General features: G+C 70.0%; 13 protein-coding genes. 4 read left to right on the top strand and 9 right to left on the bottom strand.

Going from position 1 to position 16,941, the window contains the following annotated elements; all coding sequences use genetic code 11:
* Window positions 1–29 precede the first annotated feature (29 nt).
* From Saso_RS36675 to Saso_RS36650, 6 genes are read right to left on the bottom strand one after another with little or no spacing between them, the layout of a single operon-like run.
* Window positions 30–2,708: a hypothetical protein gene (locus tag Saso_RS36675; RefSeq protein ID WP_189928022.1), complete on the bottom strand. Its 2,679-nt coding sequence runs from the start codon at window positions 2,706–2,708 to the stop codon at window positions 30–32.
* 1 nt (window position 2,709) lies between these two features.
* Window positions 2,710–3,060 (bottom strand): hypothetical protein, encoded by a 351-nt coding sequence (locus Saso_RS36670; RefSeq protein WP_189928021.1) that lies wholly within the window; start codon window positions 3,058–3,060, stop codon window positions 2,710–2,712.
* Window positions 3,060–5,738 carry an ATP-binding protein gene (locus Saso_RS36665; RefSeq protein ID WP_189928020.1) on the bottom strand — a complete coding sequence of 893 codons (2,679 nt, stop codon included), beginning with the start codon at window positions 5,736–5,738 and terminating at the stop codon, window positions 3,060–3,062. The genes Saso_RS36670 and Saso_RS36665 overlap by 1 nt, the downstream gene beginning before the upstream one ends.
* Window positions 5,735–6,310 carry a hypothetical protein gene (locus Saso_RS36660; RefSeq protein WP_189928019.1) on the bottom strand — a complete coding sequence of 192 codons (576 nt, stop codon included), beginning with the start codon at window positions 6,308–6,310 and terminating at the stop codon, window positions 5,735–5,737. Before Saso_RS36660 ends, Saso_RS36665 begins: the two co-directional genes overlap by 4 nt.
* A complete protein-coding gene (locus Saso_RS36655; RefSeq protein ID WP_189928018.1) occupies window positions 6,307–6,648 on the bottom strand; it encodes a hypothetical protein in 342 nt (113 codons plus the stop codon). The genes Saso_RS36660 and Saso_RS36655 overlap by 4 nt, the downstream gene beginning before the upstream one ends.
* Entirely contained in the window at window positions 6,645–7,580 is a 936-nt protein-coding gene (locus Saso_RS36650; RefSeq protein ID WP_189928017.1) for a conjugal transfer protein, read from the bottom strand. Before Saso_RS36650 ends, Saso_RS36655 begins: the two co-directional genes overlap by 4 nt.
* A 702-nt stretch (window positions 7,581–8,282) precedes the next feature.
* On the opposite strand from Saso_RS36650, the gene Saso_RS36645 reads away from it, so the two are divergent.
* Complete coding sequence (locus Saso_RS36645; RefSeq protein WP_189928041.1) at window positions 8,283–9,734, top strand: hypothetical protein; 1,452 nt, start codon at window positions 8,283–8,285, stop codon at window positions 9,732–9,734.
* Between the two features lie 289 nt (window positions 9,735–10,023).
* On the top strand, window positions 10,024–10,599 hold the full coding sequence (locus Saso_RS36640) for a hypothetical protein (protein WP_189928016.1): 576 nt from the start codon (window positions 10,024–10,026) through the stop codon (window positions 10,597–10,599).
* Window positions 10,600–10,643: 44 nt separating this feature from the next.
* Here the strand turns inward: Saso_RS36640 and Saso_RS36635 are convergent, their stop codons facing one another.
* Window positions 10,644–11,705 carry a hypothetical protein gene (locus Saso_RS36635; protein ID WP_229901580.1) on the bottom strand — a complete coding sequence of 354 codons (1,062 nt, stop codon included), beginning with the start codon at window positions 11,703–11,705 and terminating at the stop codon, window positions 10,644–10,646.
* A gap of 609 nt (window positions 11,706–12,314) precedes the next feature.
* On the opposite strand from Saso_RS36635, the gene Saso_RS36630 reads away from it, so the two are divergent.
* Window positions 12,315–12,803, top strand: a complete 489-nt coding sequence (locus Saso_RS36630; RefSeq protein ID WP_229901579.1) for a lamin tail domain-containing protein — start codon at window positions 12,315–12,317, stop codon at window positions 12,801–12,803.
* Between the two features lie 892 nt (window positions 12,804–13,695).
* Here the strand turns inward: Saso_RS36630 and Saso_RS36625 are convergent.
* Complete coding sequence (locus Saso_RS36625; protein WP_189928014.1) at window positions 13,696–14,400, bottom strand: HNH endonuclease family protein; 705 nt, start codon at window positions 14,398–14,400, stop codon at window positions 13,696–13,698.
* A gap of 915 nt (window positions 14,401–15,315) precedes the next feature.
* Between Saso_RS36625 and Saso_RS36620 the strand changes: the two genes are divergently transcribed.
* Window positions 15,316–16,194: a helix-turn-helix domain-containing protein gene (locus Saso_RS36620; RefSeq protein ID WP_189928013.1), complete on the top strand. Its 879-nt coding sequence runs from the start codon at window positions 15,316–15,318 to the stop codon at window positions 16,192–16,194.
* Here Saso_RS36620 and Saso_RS36615 read toward each other — a convergent pair.
* The gene (locus Saso_RS36615; RefSeq protein ID WP_189928039.1) at window positions 16,191–16,391 is read right to left on the bottom strand and encodes a DUF397 domain-containing protein; all 201 of its coding nucleotides are present in this window, start codon (window positions 16,389–16,391) and stop codon (window positions 16,191–16,193) included. The genes Saso_RS36620 and Saso_RS36615 overlap by 4 nt on opposite strands.
* Window positions 16,392–16,941 lie beyond the last annotated feature (550 nt).

The raw sequence follows: 16,941 nt of genomic DNA, 5'->3' as shown, positions 1-16,941 counted from the left end.
TGCCCACCGCGCCAGACGAGAGGCCCGCTTCACCGGGGATCACCGTCCTGGGGCGGCTGCGGCCGGCTTTGATCGCGGCGCAGCTGTTCGGCGTGCGGCGCGGTGCGGCGCAGCAGGTCCTGCATCCGCCGGCGGGCCTCGTCGCGTGTGCTGTCGCGGGCGCTGCCTCCACCGGGAAGGGCCGGGCCCGGCCTGCGGGATGCAGGGTCTTCGGGAGGGGGGCCGCTGCCTTCGGTGAACCGGCCTGCGGAGGCCGGCCGACCGGCGGGCGGGGCGCTGGTGGGGGTGCTGCTGCGCGGCCGTGGGGTGGGCTGCGCCGGGCCCGAAAGCGGGGACGACGGAGCTGTCGGTGCTGACCGGCGGCTTCGCACCGGGCGGGAGGCGGCCTGACGGCCCACGTCGGCCCAGGCCCGGCCGTCCTCGCGGACACTGTTGGCCCACACCCGCACCTGCTGGCGGGCATCGTGCGCATACTGCGATCCGCCGACGCGGGCCCCGCGCACCGTGGCCGGGAGCCCGACGCTCACCCCGTACGCGGCGCGGCCGCCCCGGCGGAGAATGCGGTATCCGCGCAAGCGCACCAGACGGTTGTGGGCGCGCGTCGACAGCAGGGTGCGGTCGCCATGGTCGTCGTGCAGCACCTGCCCCGTACGGCGGTCGATGATCTGGCCGTCCTCGTTGCGGTAGCGGTCGGGCGGACCGCCGGGACGGTGGGGTCCCCTGCCGGGGCCGCCGGAAGGGCCGCCCCCGCCTCCGCTGCCGCCGTCGTCGGCTGTGGGCTTGCGCCACTTGGCCAGCCGCTCCTCGTCCGGTCTGCGGCCGATCAGCAGCCAGTGGCCGCCCTTGCCTGCGAGCCGCGCCCCCATCGCGCCGACGGCGGCCGCGGCGGTGACGGGCGCGAGCCCGCGCCCGGCTTCGGCGCGTGCATCGGCGAGGATGCGGCCGGTGTCCACCGCCATGCCTGCTCCGTCGGCCAGCGATGTCAGCGCACCCATCAGCCGCTGGCGGGTGCCCAGCAGCCCGAACCGGCCGCCCCCGCCTGCGGTGAAGGCGCGCAAGCCCCCGCCGTATCCGCCGAGCGCGGCAGGCGAGTTCATGGCGAGCGCGGCGCCGAGCTCGGAGGTGTCGCCGGGCAGGTGGGTGCCGCCGACCTTGGCGTAGCGCATCCGCAGGGCCATGCGGTGGCCGAAGGAGACGATGCCGCTCAGGAGCCGGCGGTGTCCGGCCGCGCCCGCGATGGCCAGGACGTCGATCAGCAGGATCCGCTCGACCATCAGGTCGGGGCCGTCGGTGAGGGTGGCGTCCACGGCGATGCCGAAGAACGGCACGAACGCGCAGATCCCGACCACGGTCAGGCCGCAGATGCCCCAGATCGACAGCCACTTCCACACCGACTGGCGTGCGGGACCGGGCAGCATGCCGGCGATGAAGGTGACACCGCCGACGGCTGCCGCGGCGGCGCAGATGCCCTGCGCGCCCAGCAGCACGATCGCCGAGGACAGCAGCATGCCGCAGATGAACAGGGCGGCAATGAGCAGCAGCCCAGCGCCGCCGACCCGCCACCAGGTCGGTTTTTGCGCATAGGCGGCGCAGGACGCGCCGACGTCGCCGGCCCGTTTCATGTCCGTCAAAAAGGCGTCGAAAGCACGGTCGTCATCGGTGACGAGCGCAGCCGGGGCATCCAGCAGCTCACTGCCGGGAGTCATCGAGGGGATGCCCTGGCCGCTGCCGTCGGCGTTCGTGACGCCCTCGGTGTAGCCCCGCTGGCAGTACTTCTTGGCCGGGCCGTGAATCTTGCGGCACGTCTGCTTTCCCTCGTCGGTGACCTTGGCGTTGCCCACCGTGTAGCCGCCGGTGATCCATTTCAGGTGGACGGCGTAGGCCTTGCGCTCGGCAGGTCTGGCCGGGTCGAGGATGCGCCCGTACTGAAGGAGCATGTACGGCTTGACGATCAGGGCGTTGGTGATGGAGTCCTGGATCGGGCGGGCCACTTCAGCTGACGACAGGGGCCCTTGGCCCTGACGTTCCTCGCAGGTGGTTTCGGGTTTTGCGGCCATGCCGGCGCAGGGGTCGCTGCTGGCGAGCTTGCCGCCCCAGTCGTAGGAGCCGACGCTCTGCTGGGCGACCTCGGCGGCCACCTGCTGGGCCTGTCCCAGCGGTCCGTCCTGGGAGAGCAGGGTGTCGGGGCGGATGAGAGCCGAGGCGGCGAGCGCCCCGATGAGCAGGGTGAGGAAGATTTCGCCCAGCCCGCGCCCGACCCGCCCGCGCACGATCATGAACCCGGCGAAGACGAACGCCCATGCCAGCAGCAGGCCTTTCAGCCCCAGGGCGTCGACGACCACGTGGTCGTAGGTGTCGGCGGCCTTTTGCGCCGGGCGGGTGAGGATCTTCAGCAGCGGGAAGCGGAAGGCGACCTCGATCGCCCACCCCGCCAGCCCGACCAGCAGCCGGATCAGGGTGAACAGCCCCGACAGGGCGAAGGCGAGGGCCTGCGTCTTGAAAGCGACGATGGAGCCGCCCTGGGCGTTCAGGTCGTACCCGTCGATGGGGACGCCCTCGGAGGAGTAGATGTTCAGCGGAGCCAGCAGGTCTGCGCTCTCACTGCTGCCGGCCGCGTACACGACCTGGCTGTTCACCAGCACGAACAGGCCGGTGAGCAGCACGACGAAGCCGGCCGAGCGCAGCCTTGCACGGTCCGGGCGCGCCACGTCAGGGCCGCCTTTGCCCTGTGGTGCACCGCAGCCGCCACACCAGCAGGGCCGCGCCGCCGGCTGCGCCGGATGCCACCTTCCAGGCGGCGCCGGCCACGTCGGGGCGGCTGGCGGTGGTGTGTGTGGCGCCGCGCTCGCAGTAGGCCTTGGCCGGGCCCACGATCCGGGCGCACCGCTCATCGCCTGCGGGGCGGGCGCCGGTGGTGAAGGCCTGACCGGTGTGCGGCCACCAGGCGTGCGGCAGGCCTGCCTCGAGGGCGAGGATGACCAGCGCCACGATGGTGATCACGATGAGGGCGCTCGCGGCCGCGGCGATGCGCCGGGAGCGCTCCTGCGAAGACCAGGTCATCAGGCGTGCTCCTTCGCGGGGGCATCCGCGGCCTCGCCGACGGCGGGTCCGGGCGGCGGGGCCGCGTTCGTGCGGCGTCCCGGCGTGGTGGTGATGGAGGTGGTGATGCGTGCGATGCGGGGGATGGCGACCTTGATACGGCCGGTGTTCTGCCGCGGGCAGGTCAGCAGGAATTCGCCCTCGCGGCCCGGGTGACCGACCGGGGACAGGCCGGTGGTCACCAGCCGCAGCAGATGCGGGTCGCCCGGGTCGAGTCCGACGAACTCCAGTCCGCGGCAGGCGCGTTCACGATCCGTGGTGCGCGCGAGGGCGCGGTAGGCCATCAGGCCGCGGTCGGGGCCCAGTTCCTCGGCGTCGTGCGAGCCCGCCAGGAGTCCCGCGCCGTGTTTGCGGCCGTCGTGGAGGATCTCGTGGACCAGTGCGGTGCCCTCGGCGGATGAGGTCAGCCAGTACAGCTCGTCCAGGACCACGGCGGTGAACCGCGCCGGGTCCTCGAACGCGCTCTGCCGGGCGAGTGCGGCGATCAGATAGAGCACCGCGCGGCCGATCAGCGCCTCCAGCGGCTGCTGGTGCAAGACCTCCGCCTTGTCGAACGCTGCCTTCGGCGGCAGCCTCAGCCCGGCCGTGGTGATCACGATCATGTCGGTGCCGGCGGAGGCGTCCAGCCGTACGGGCGGCAGATGCGGGTCGAAGACCATCCGGGCCAGATGATGGGTTGCCACGACCCGCACCAGAGCGGCGAGCGTGGCAGCGGTGTCCTGCCGCTTGCCCTCCCCGCGCGCGGCCATCTCCTCGAGGACCTCGACCACGCGGTGCATGGACGGCCGGGGGCCGGCGGCGGCCTGTTCCACGGCGTGGTGCAGGACCTCACCGCTGGTGCTCATCGGGCCGATCCCGAGCTGCAGGGTCAGGTAGGACAGGGCGTAGTGGCGGGCCTGAGGGCCGTCGAACATGCGCAGCGGGTCGATGGACATCTCGGCCCGGGCGGCGTCGATGATCTGGGTGCGGCCCTTCGCGGCGGTGCGGGCGAAGGCGGCCCACTCGCGCACAGGGGTGCGGTCGATACAGATCACACTGCCGCCGCGCGCCCACACGGCCTCGGCGATCAGCTTTTGCAGCACGCTCTTGCCCGCGCCGAGATCCCCGATGATGCCCATCGACGCCGACGCATCCACCTTGGGCGCATCCGCCACATTGATCATCACCGGTCGGGTGGTGCCGCTGTCCAGGTCAATGCCGAGGAACATGCCGTCCGGGTCGCCGACCTGCGCCGTGGTGAAAGCCCCGCCCAGCGCCCAGTCTTCGGAAACCTGGTGCTGGGTGAACTCCCGCACCATGGCGGGCCGCACCGTGCCGGGCAGGCCCAAGGTGAACAGGGTTTCCTGCCAGCCGGCCGGGCGCACGGCCCGGTAGTCGGCGCCGCCGAGCAGCGCGGCAAGGGCCCGGGCCCGGGCGTCGCAGACAGCCGCGGTCGGCCCCCACACCGTCAAGGCGGTGACGGACTGCACCTCGACCTCCACACTGGTGCGCGACAGGCGGGCATCCAGCTCGCCCAGGTCGCGGGCGGCCTCGGTCAGGGAAGCGGGCATGCCGGTGGGGCGGGCGTCGTACTGCTCTGCCTGGTCGATGAGTTCGTTCTTCTTGCGCCGGACCTGCTCGCGGGCCTTCTCCGCAGGCACGAGGGTGAGATCGATCGTGTAGTCGACGGGGAAGTCGAGCAGCTCCAGCTGGGCGAACAGATCAGCGGCATCCTGGCTGACGGCGGGCGGGCACTCGGCCAGCGCCAGCTGCGCCTGGTAGCCCACCCCGGCGTCCGTCTCGACCTGCAGCCACCGCCGCCCGAGCGGCGAGCCGGTGTTCAGCCGCCACCAGGGCGTGCGCCCCGGCCGCGCGATACGACCGGCGCTGTGCAGGCCGGTGTCGTCGAAGCCGCCGTCGATGCCGCCTTCCTGCAGGCGCACCTGGCCGAGGTCGGCGTAGCTGGGGGAGCGCAGGACACCGCCGCGGACATGCCCCCCGTACTGTTCACTCGCCTCGGCCTGGGCCAGCAGCGGCTCCGCCAGCCCGCGGTGCAGGGCGTGCTGCACCATCCACACGATCTCCGCCGGCCGGGCGGGACGCACGGTGATGCCGCCGGCGAGCGCGGCCTCCACCCGGCCGGCCTCCTCCCGGCAGGACATCACTTCATGCCGTGCCACCGGCGCCGGCCGCAGGCCCAGCACCGCGGACAGCCCCGCCCACGCTGCGCCGAGGAACGCCGATACCTGCAGGCGGGCGCTGCCGGTCTGCAACGGCACGGCCAGCCACAGCGTGCGGCGGTGCATTTCCTGGCCGTCCAGCAGTTCCAGAGCGGCCTCGACGTGCTCCACCCATGGGTGCCGGCCCGCATCGTAGGCCGGGTCCGCTTCGATGCCCTCGATCATGCGCAGGGCGATCTCGCCCGGATCGACCTGCGCGCACAGACCGAACAACCGAGGTGTCCCGGACAGTGACCGCACCAAATGCGTGATCTTGGCGAGCTGTTCGTCATGGACGGCAGCCGGTACGTAGGTGCCCTGGACGCTCTCCTCGTGCTGCCCCTGCGCGTCGGCGCCCGGGTGGAGGCGGTAGAGGGCCCACACGCTGCCCTGCGTCGACCACACCAGGTTCCCGGCGATGTGACGGATCGCAACCCTCACCGCACACCCCCGCCCTGCCCGGCGAGGGCGAGCAGCTGCTGCACACCCGAGAGCGCCCGCACCGGCGCTGCGTGAGCATGCGGCTCCTTGGTGCGCCGGTGGGGGGACGAGAAGATCGCGGCCGCGGCCGGCCGCGATACCCGGGGCGCACCCTGCACAGCCGCCCGGGAGGCTGCCGCCGCAGCGGGCGAGGGCGCTTCCTCGATCGTGAAACCGCCGAGCAGCAGGCGGGCAGCGCGATCGCGGGCGGCCCGCCCGCCGATCCGCCCCGCGCGAGGCTGCCAGCCCAGCATCGCCCACCCCACAGCCGCCTGCACCGGGGCACGCCCTGCGATCTTCGGCCGGCGCACCACCCAGATCGTCAGCAGCCAGGCGACGATCGGGACCGGCCCCATCCACGACCACCAGCCGACGCTCTTGAGGAGAAGGAAGCCGCCGCCGACGGCGACCCCGATCTGCGCGGGGGTGTACGGGCCCAGCGGGATCTTCCAGTCGGCGACCTTCCCCAGGACCCAGGGATGACGGCGCGCGCCGGTATAGAAGCGGCTCACCCGCCCAGTGGGCGCCGTCACAGCCCGCCCCCGGTACGGGGCGAAGAGCCAGCGGAGGCCGCCAGCTCAGAGCGAACCGGGCCCGGAACGGCGGGTGCGCCCTGAGAGGGGTTCTTCACCTCGTCCTCGAACATGCCCGCGAGGCTGTCGCGCGCGTTGTACAGCCCCAGCGCGATCACCATCAGCAGCAGGGCGCCGATGCCCGCCTTCAACGAGAACTTCTGGATCATGGTGACGACGACGAGGACCAGCAGACCGGCCTGCAGACCCTTGGCCGCCCAGCCCTTGAACATGGTGATCCAGGAGTTGCCCAGGTCGTCCAGCTGCCCCGCGAGGACCAGGCTGTGCACCGTGTTCACCGCACGCCACCGTCCTGAGCGGCCCCCGCCTCCAGGCCTGCGACTTCCCACCGGCCCGAACGGGCCTTCAGCGCAAGCCGGTACGCCAGCGGCCAACGGCCCTCAATATCGCGGGCCTCCAGCCGGACCAGGACACGCACTGCCGCGCCGCCGGTCGGCAACCTTCCAGCGACCGCGGCCTCGTCGTCGGCGGACACCTGCTGGACGGTGACCGCGGTGTACGGCGCGGGCGAGAGCGTCGGCACCTTCATCCCCGGTGCGAGGTAGCGGTCCACCCCGCCGGCCCCCGTCAGGTACGCGCCGAAGAACTCCCCCAGGGCCAAAGACAGATCACCGTCCAGCGGCACGCTCACCTTGAACGGTGACCTGCTCACCGCGGCGCGCGCCGGTCCGGCCACCACACCGGGGGCGCCGGTCACGGTGAACGAGGCCCCCCGTGCGTCGGCAGCCACGGGAACGGCGAAGTAGTGCAGACGTCCGTCGGCGTACTGCGCAGCCACGGTCACCGTCCACCCGTCGGCTCCTTGCTGCACGCTGCGCACCGCGGTCACCGTTGCCGCCTTCGGCTGCGCACCAGAGCCAGGGTCCGGCAGATCGACGTCCGGCGCGAGCAAGCGAGCAAGCCGCGCCTGCGCACTGTTCGCATCGTCGGCGCTGCTGCGCAACCACGCCTCGAGGAACATCTGCGCATAGCCCGCCGGGTCGGCCGCGGTGACCGCGCTGCGCACGGCGGCCGGCTTGTGCGAGGTGGCTGCAGTGACGGTAGGGGGACCGGACACGAGCGCGATGCCCAAAGCGAGGGGGCCGGCCGCGATCGCGGTGAACAGAGCCAGGCGTGAAAGGCGCACGCGCCGCCTCATCTTCTCCAACCGCGCGCCTGCGGCCATCGGGACAGCCGACGCGCTCTCCAAGGCCTGCTTGCCAGGGGACATGGCCAAACTCCCAGGTCAGAACGTGTACTTGCTGACCTTGAGGAAACCCGCCGACCCTGACCTGACCATCGACCGTGCGCCCCCGACCGCGGTCACGATGCGGCCACAACGCCTGTGGTCGAGGCCATGGTCGCCCCGACCACAGCCCCGACCATGGCCCCCGGGCGCGACTTCCGCCTGCCTGAGCCCTTCACCGCTGGCACAAAAGTGGAGAGACGAAAACAGCCCAGGGCGGGCCCCGGGATGCAGAGGAGGAGGCCGCCGAAGGCCCGCTGCCGCGCCGCTCCCGTACGGAGGCTGTCCAAGGCCCGGCGCGCACGAGGTTGCCACGTGCGCAAAGCACCCTCGACAGCGCCCGAAAGGCTGTGCACAGCCGGCCGCATGCGCAGCACCCGGCAAGCGCATCGGAGCCGACTGCGCACAGGGCGACCGTGCCGTTCAGCACCGCGAGGGCGCACCCTGCGAGCGGCCGCGGGAGGGAGCCGTGGTCAGCCCGACCATGAGCCCGACCACGCCAGCACCCTGCGCACGTTGCCCGATCGTGACCGGTGGTCGGGTGCTGTGGCCGTCAGCCCGGTCGGGGGCGCCGGGTGAGCTGACGGCATGGACCTCGCTCACGTCACCTCCCACAGCGGCACCGGCCGCCACGCGCCCGCGCTGCGCGACGTCAGCCGCGCGCCCACGGAGCCCGAGCCAGGGACGATGAGCCGCCTCGGGGCGGGGATCCGCCGTGGGGTGATGGCAGCGGGCCAGTTCACCCAGATCGCCAACAGCCTGTTCCGCGACCCGGAGCTGTCTTTCAAGGCGAAAGGGATTTTCGGCTGCATCAGCACCCACCGCGCCGGCTGGCACGTGACGGTCGCCGGCCTCGTGCGCGCCGGACCCGACGGACGTGACGCCGTACGCGACGGCCTGAACCAACTGCAACAGCACGGCTACTTCCTTCGCCAACAGTTCAGGCATGACGACGGGACGCTCGGCGAGAGCGTGTACTCGATCACGGACCGCCCCGCCCCCGCCGGCACCGGCTACGCCGCGCCGACCAGGCCGGTGCCCACCGCCGCACGAGCGGGTGGGGCGCCTTCCTGCTTCGAGGCGGGGCTCCGCCGCGGCGTGATGGCGGCGGACCGGTTCACCCAGATCGCCAACGCCCTGTTCCGCGACCCGAGGCTTTCCTTCAAGGCGAAAGGAATCTTCGGGTTCATCAGCACACACCGCGACGGCTGGCGGATGAGCGTCACCCATCTGGCGCGCTGCAGCCGCGACGGTGAGGCAGCCATCACGAGCGGCCTGAGGGAACTGGAAAAACACGGCTTCCTGCTCCGGGAACGCCAGCGCAACCCCGACGGCACCCTCGGCGCGGCCGCGTACTTCATCACCGACCTGCCCAGCCTGCAACACAGCAGGTCACAACCGGTGTCGGATTACCCACCGGTGGACAACCCGACGCCGGTTGACCGCCCCACCAAGAACACCAACCGAAAGAACACCACCAAGCAGAAGACCAGAGCCCTCCCTCCGTGCGACCACACCGACGCCACGCGAACCCCCCGAGCATCTCAACGGCCGGACGCACCAGCCGCGCTCCCGGCCGATGAGATGCATCCCGGGATCCAGCTGCTGCTTGAGATCGCAGCAACCCATCCCGCACTCCTGCTGACCGGGAAAGCCCTGATCGATCAGGGCCGCATGGCCACGGTGATGCTGGAGGCAGGCTGGAGCCGCGAGCAGCTGTGGCATCTCATCACCTACCGGCCCCTGCCGCAGCCGGTGCGCACCACCGTCGGTGCGATCATTGCCGCCCGCCTGCGGGCGGCTCAGGCCTACCCACCGCCCGCCATGCTGGAGAGCCGTCACCACCATGGCGACATCAGCAAAGCCGAACCGCGGCAGTGGCAGCCAGCCGAGCAGCCCGCGGCGTCTGCCACACGCACGGTGACCGAGGCCCTGACCCACCGGCCGCTCGCCGAATGCGCCGGCTGCGGCGTTCCCTCAAACGCACCCGGAGAAGACCTCTGCCCGGCCTGCCTGGGCTGGCCCCTGTGCCGAACTTGCCCGGGCCCGACGCCCCGGCGGGCCCGTCCCGGGAGCGCTGGCCGCTGCACCACCTGCGCCACCGCATCGAGACGGCTGCTGGAGGAAGGCACCCTGTGACGGCCCCCGCACCGGCGGCAGACGTTGCCCACCAGCCGCGAGCGCTCACAGGGGGACACGCTCGCATGCCGTGCGCGACCGGCCACAGGCCCGCCCCCGATCCGAGAACTCGCTCATCGCGCGCGAGCGCATGGCACCCCAACTCGCCTTTCAGGCCTGCCACACAATCCCGCAACACGACGCAGCCGCGGCCCAGCACGAACTGCTCGGCCGGGGACAGCCATTCAGGCCCGCCGACCCTCAAGCCCACAACCGAGCCCCCGCCTTGCCCCTGAAGGAGGAAGCTGACATGCCCCAGGACGGCTTCGAGCAGCCCATCAGCGAGGTGTACCTGCTCTTCGCCCACGAGGCCTACCATCCAGCCGTCGGCCAGGAGATCAACACCTCGCTCGTCGCCGCAGCCTGCCTGCTGCACCCACGTGTCCGGCAACCCGACGGCGCCCGCATCTACGACCGCCTCACCCGCGGCCGCCGACCAGGCGAGATTGTGCCGCTCGCCACGCTCACCCACGAACTGGACGAAGGGCGCCTTTGGCCGAAGGTCGGCAACTGGGAGGCGGTCACCACAGATCTGCTCCAGCTCATCCGGGACCGCGAATGCGACGCCCTCAGCCTGGACCTGCCGCACATCGCCCGTGCCCTGATGTGCTCCGGCCCGCACAGCGAGGTTCGTGTCCACGAACCGGTGACCGGACGGCAGCAGACATACGGGGCCATCGAACGCAACGAGGTCCTCATCGACGTCGGCAGACAACTGGCCAAGCTGGTTCCGCTCACGAAAATCGACAGCAGATGCTCAGCAATTTCGACAGCACCCTGGCGCGCTTCTTGTCCGATAGAAGCCAGGCCCGAATCCGACTTCTGACTGCGGCAGCAGCCGACGCCGATCGGTGGCGCCGGGTGAGCGGGTCAGGACGTCCAGCAGGTGTAGGTGAACCAGGTCTGGACCTCGTCGGCGGACAGCACACGCGTCAGCTCGGCTGTCCCTGGGAGCATCGGGAAAAACCGGTCGGCGTTCCAACTGCGCGCATACATCGGCTCGTCCAGCACGAGCAGGCGGCGTCCCTCCACAACGGGGATGTCGTCGGGCAGTCCCTCGTTCCAGATCCGCTCCCCGTCCGGGGCAAGGAGTTCGAAGGCTCCGGTCGCGACGGCCCCGGTGCGCCCTTGAGCGGGCTCGGGGTCCGTGGCCAGGCGGACGCTCTCCGCCGACGGTGCGGTGCCGGGCACGTGGCCGCCACCGACGAGCAGGTGGGCGAGCAACGTGTGCAACTGAAAGTTGTCCCCGATGCCTCCGATGCGCACCTCGAACCCGGTCCCGGTGGGCCGGTGCAACACCACCAGGGGCTCGTCGTCCAGGATCGCCAGCGCGTAGGCCAGGCACTTGAGGTCGTGCCGCTCCAGGGCCGCCAGGTCGCGGCAGGCGGGGAGGAGCGCGGATGCGTGCCGTCGGCGCACCTCGGTGCTGCGGCACAGCACGGCCAGCGCGGGGGGCTGCCACTCCTCGACCGAGCACCAGGCCAGTGCCAGCCGCAACGCCTCGTGCGCCTCGCCACCCAGCCGGGCCAGCAGCGCGTCGTCGATGATCTTCTCGTCGGCCTCTGGCAGTTCGTCCTCGGCACCGCCGGCGTCGGCCCAGCGGCGGGCGAACTCCAGGGCATCTAGCAGGTCCCGATGGGTGCCGTCGAGGACCGGCTCCGCACACGCCGCCGGATCGGCACCGCGTTCCACACAGAAGCCGGCCATCATCGCCAGCATCGGGCGCGGACCGGTGGGCGGGAAGGCAGGCAGTAGCGCGGCCAACCGGGGTCCCACCGGCACGCATTCGGTGCCCGTTGCCGACTGCAGGCCACTCATCGCCGCTTTGAACGCACGCTCGGTGCGGCCACCGTCGCGAGCGGCCACGGCCTGCTCCAGCTCTGATATGACGGCGGCCAGGTCCGCGGCCTTCTGCTTCCTTCTGAAGATCACCGGCACACCTTAGGCCCGAGGTCTGACAGGTGTCATCAGGCCACCATCCTTCGAAGATTCCGGACCATTCCGTGCTGCCGAGACTGGCGAACATTCGCTGTCGGTTCTCGTGAACAGAGCCAGGCCAAGGCCATGCCCCGACCACAGAGCTGACCCTGCTTCCACCCAACTGCAGAACGGGGAGATCGGTTGATTCCCCCGAGCGGACGGCATGAGCCCGGTCTTGGATCCGGTGGACTTGCCTGGCCGGACCACACCAGCTCAGCGCTGATCGACTCCGCGGTGTTACTCACTTTCGGGTGACGGCCGGCCTGGCCCGCAGCGCGGTGGCGGGGACGGGGAGGGGCCCTCGGCCAGCAGTGGCAAGCACGCAGACTCCGACAAGGCGTCAACTCCGTGCATCAACGGCATAAATGAACGATACATTCATGAGTCACAGAAATATGGACAACAAGTAACACAGACTATTTTTCCCTCCCAATCCTCGGGCGCGGCAGTCAGAGTGTGGGTGCGCGGCCGGCCCGGCCGCCCTCCGCACACCGCACCGCCCCCGTTCCGCAGCCATGACGGCATACGGGGGAGTGGTGCCTGCTCTATCAGGGGGACTCCTTGACGTCTTCTGTCACCGCCCGCCGCCTGGCCGCCGCCGCACTTGCCGCCGGCGCCCTCGTCTCCGTAGCGGCGCTGCCCGCGACCGCGGCCGACCACGCCCGCCCGGCCCGGGCGAAGGTGGAGATCTCGGCCGTCCAGTACGACTCCCCGGGACGCGACGACCGCTCCAACCGCTCCCTCAACAAGGAGTGGGTGGAGCTGACCAACACCACCCGCAACGCGGTCAACCTCGACGGCTGGACCCTCGAGGACGAGTCCGGCAAGACCTACACCTTCGGCGACTACCGCCTGGCCGGCCGTGCCACCGTCCGCATCCACACCGGCGTCGGCCGTGACACCCGCACCGACCTCTACCAGGACCGCCGCGCCTACGTGTGGAACAACGACCGCGACACCGCCACCCTGCGCAACGACCGGGGCCGTTTCATCGACGACGAGTCCTGGGGCCACCGTCGCGGCGGGCACCACGGCGACTTCCGTCGCTGATCCACCAGCCCCAAACTGGGGGCCAGCCAGAGCGTGAGCGCTCCTGGCGTGACATGACGGCGGCGCGCGACCCGATGACGGGCTCGTGCGCCGCTTCGTTTTGCGGAGATGACCCCAGGCCGGCTTCCCGCCTCTGCCGCTACGGCAACGAAGGCTGCAATGCCCGGCCGGACCCGGCTTCATGGCCGACGCCGGCCCTCCCGCCGAGCGGCGGTAAACCGCAGCCCAACCGCCGATAGCGTTTCACATTCCCGGGAAGGTGAGCGCTCCCTGGCGGTACCAGCGGGGCCTCGAAATGTCTCGCGATCGTCCGCAGAACCGGCAGCGCGGTGGCAATCTGATGCCGACCACCCGTATCAGCGGCTTCAGGGGCGGCCCCACTGGACAGAGGAGGCGGTTCATGTGGCGAACCAGCGCCGCGGTGTCACTCCCTGCGCCACTGTGAGTGCTTCGGCTTTGTCGAGGAACCCGTCGAGGCTGAAGCCGAGGGGCTGGTGCAGTGCGGGGCGAAAGCACCGCTGGCGACGGCCTTGACGATGGCGGGAAAGCTGTCGGCGCGCTGGGGACGTAGCCCAGAAGGGGAGATCTCGCCCTGGGGGCCGGCGCATCGAGGAGGAAAGCCCGCGGCGTACACCGCGCGCAGAGGAGAGAGCCCGACAGACGCGGAGATCTGAAGGGCCCGGGCCGGGCAGGCTTCGGGCCCCTCATCTGCAGCACGCGTCCAGGGGAGGTCCGCGTTGTGGTGCCCAACGACAGGTGAGCCGAAAGGTCACACCAAGAAGTGTCACCGCTACCGTGGCAGCCATCGCCCACCTACACCTGGGGATATGCCGGCCATTCACCGGTGAGGCCGCCGGTGGCCTGTCTACGCTGCGCCGCTCGTTCCCCTGGGTTATAGGGGGACTTGTTCGTAGGTGACGGTGGTATCCGGGCAGGTTTCCGCGAGGCGGGTCAGGGCGTCACGTTCGGCCGGATCAGCGGGCAGCTGCCAGCGCAGTTTGGTGGCCACCCAAGCGCTGGCGTACTCGCAGCGGAAGGCTTCTACGGGGAGCCAGTCGGCGGGGTCTTTGTCGCTCTTGGAGCGGTTGGAGCTGCCCGAGACCGCGATCAGCGAGGTCGGTGCTCCCTGGTCGTTCGCGTAGGCCTCGCGTCGGGCTGCCGTCCAAGCGGAGGCGCCGGAGTCCCAGGCTTCGGCGAGCGGAACCATGTGGTCGACGTCGAGCGAGGATGCCGCGGTCACCCATACTTGGTCGTACTCGGAGAACCAGCGCCCGCCTGACAGCGCGCATCGCGCCCCGGCTTCCGGAGCGAGTTTGGCCTCCGACAGGATGACCTCTTTGCGGGTGTCGCACCCGTCAGTCGGGTTGAGACCCTTGTTCCAGTGCTTGAACAGATCCCGGCTGTAGCCGTCCCGGCTCTCGGCGGCCTCGCCGATCCACTCCAGGGCCTGGAACAGCGGCACCTCCTGAGCGGCCGCGGGCGGGGCCAGAGTGGCCGAGCCGGCTGGAAGTGAAAGCGGGGCAGCGGAGGCTGGGGTCGCAGCGGCCAACGCTGAGAGGGCGAGCACGAGGGCAAGCCGAGGCAGTTTCTTGATCACAGCTGGGTTGTAGCGGCTCACCCCCGGGAGCAGGGAGGGCGTGGAAGGCCCTGTCACCCGGGCGGGTGCAGTAATTCATCAGCAGAAACGCCACAGCACAAACGCGCGGCCGCGCGCCTCGAAGGCATAGGGCGGACTGGGAAGCGAGCCGGGGGGTCGGTGGTCGCTTCTGGCGCTGAGGGTTGCTGCGGCATCGCTCACTTCGCTGTCGACTCCATCTGTTGATGCCGTCGAGCATTGGTAGCCGGGAGTTCGCGCGGGAGCCGACACCTATGAGGGCTGTGTGGCCGAAGGGAGCGCTTGCCGATGACGACATCGGCATCAGCGAGATCGCAGGCGTCGCTGGCCGCCCCCGACCACTCGCGCGAGGTGCCGTTGTGTGTTTCGCCGGCCCGCGCCGCTGCGACTTGCGTTACCCGCCGCCGGACGTGGGCCGATCCGGAGCGATCAATGCGGGGACTGCATGACAGCCGCCGCGTCCGGCTGCTGCAGGCGGTAGGCATCGCGATGGCTCGCTCCGTAGCCCACCCAAGGTCGAGCGTGGTGATGTGGCGGGTGGTGCTTGCCGACGCCAGAGAGGATGCCGGGGCAGCACCTGGGTGTGGCATGCCGGGTTGCCTCTTGCCGGGATGCTGGCTGTCATGGAGAATTCTGCTACATAGCAACTCGACTTATGGTTGAAGGTCATAGTGCTCTCCGGCAGTCAGCACACTGCTCCATGGGAATCCGCCACAGCGGGTTGTGGCGGTATGTATGCTGCTCGGCTTCAATCTGCCGCGCATCCAGATGGCATGGTCGGCTCGGCTGGGAGGCAGATTGCGTGGCGTCCCGGTAACCTGACGCGCAGCCGCGGTCACAGCCTGGTGCTGTGCTGCGGCTATGTCGGTGTCTGGACCGGAAAGGGATGCTGTGAGCGTGTCTGAAAACCCGATGTTCCTGCGACAGCGGTTGCGTGACCGCCTGAAGAAGGGGCGTGAGGCTGCGGGGCTGACGCAGCAGCAGGTCGCTGACGCGTTCGGCTGGTCCCCTTCAAAGGTCATCCGGATCGAGAACGGGAAGATCGGGGTGAGCGTCACCGACGCGATGGCGCTGGTATCCCGCTACGGCATCGAGGCCTCGGACGGAAGCGACCTCATCGAACTGGCGCGCAAAGCCCGCCAGCCGTCCTGGTACGCGCCCTACAAAGAGGTGATGAGCCCCGAGCTCGAGGCGTACATCGCCTATGAGGAATCAGCCTCCATCGTGCGCAACTACGAGCGCAACGTGATGCCCGGTCTGCTCCAGACGGAGGAGTACGCCCGGGCGCTCCTGCGCGCTTTGCAGGACGAGCTGGACGATGCCGCCACGCGCCAGCTAGAGCTACGGGTGGAGCTGCGCATGCAGAGGCAGAAAGCGCTGGCGGTCAACGAGGCGGAGTTCTTCTTCATCCTCGATGAGTCGGTGCTGCGGCGCGTGGTGGGAAGCGATGCGGTCATGCGCCAGCAGTACGAGACCTTGCTCAGGGTGAATGAGCAGCCCAACGTCACCGTGCTCTATGTTCCGTTCGCGGAGGGTGTCTATCCGCTGTTCCGTACCCCGTACCAGATTTTCGAGTTCGCGACGGAAAATGACGACCTGGTCGCCTATCTCGAAGGGCCCGGCGGTGAGGCTCTACTGAATGAGCGGGCTGCTGTCTCGGGCAACCGGAAAGAGCCTGCCGACTACCTGGACGCTTTCTGGGACGTTGAGAAGACCAGGGCGAAGCCGATCACTCGCGAGGTGTTGTTCGGCTCCGCCGAGGCCGCAGCTTCCTAGAGATCCGACGACGGAGAGGAGAAACCCGCCTGGACCGCCCCGACGAAACTGCACCATGCCGCAGCCGTGAATCGAATACCAGGCTGCGGAGGATGCTTTGAATCACGAATCAGCAAAGCATCACGGAAAGCGACCTCCACGCAGGCGCCACTTTCACTGTAAGAGCTTTTCTTCCAGTGATCTCCCGGACGAACCACTGCACCTCCAGGCTCCCCGTAAACGGCACGGGAAGTATGAGTGAATGCCGCACGCCTGGCAAGGCGGAAATCCAGGCAAGTTGTCCGCCTGGCCAGAAAAGCCGAAAAACAACATAAAATGGAATAAATCAGCTCAAAGAACACTATGCGCCCACAATGGGAAATGCGTTTCTCTCAGGGGTGCATAAAAGGGAGCCCATGGCCTAGCCGGCAAGCATCCGGCCGTGGGCTCCCTCTAGGCAGAGCATCCTGCTCGTAGCGATAAGGACACTCTACGCAATGAAGTCTACCGATTCTTCCCCGCACGTCATCCGTGCCGTCGCACACCGGCACTGGCGCTCATGGGGCCGCACCACCGCAGGCCACATTCTGCAAGGTGCCGGCACCGCGGCCGGCGCCGCGCTTGTCTCCTTCATAGTCTGGTGGGCCCAGCGCGGCTAGAGCCGAACCCGCCCTTCCTGTTGCGCGCCCGCCCTCCCGCCGGACTGTCGTACCCGGCAGGAATCACCCCAGGGCGCGCCGCTCCACCTGCACACGCCTCATCATCGCC

The sequence above is a fragment of the Streptomyces asoensis genome (genome assembly GCF_016860545.1).
GTDB classification, from domain to species: Bacteria; Actinomycetota; Actinomycetes; order Streptomycetales; family Streptomycetaceae; genus Streptomyces; species Streptomyces asoensis.
Note: the sequence above shows the minus strand (reverse complement) of the source record. Positions and strands in the feature narration are given on the sequence as shown.

What these genes read in the sequence shown, in the direction of transcription:
- Saso_RS36640 (WP_189928016.1), top strand. Translation starts at nt 10,024, where the DNA reads ATGCCCCAGGACGGCTTCGAGCAGCCCATCAGCGAGGTGTACCTGCTC.
- Saso_RS36645 (WP_189928041.1), top strand. Translation starts at nt 8,283, where the DNA reads ATGAGCCGCCTCGGGGCGGGGATCCGCCGTGGGGTGATGGCAGCGGGC.
- Saso_RS36650 (WP_189928017.1), bottom strand. Translation starts at nt 7,580, where the DNA reads ATGTCCCCTGGCAAGCAGGCCTTGGAGAGCGCGTCGGCTGTCCCGATG.
- Saso_RS36670 (WP_189928021.1), bottom strand. Translation starts at nt 3,060, where the DNA reads ATGACCTGGTCTTCGCAGGAGCGCTCCCGGCGCATCGCCGCGGCCGCG.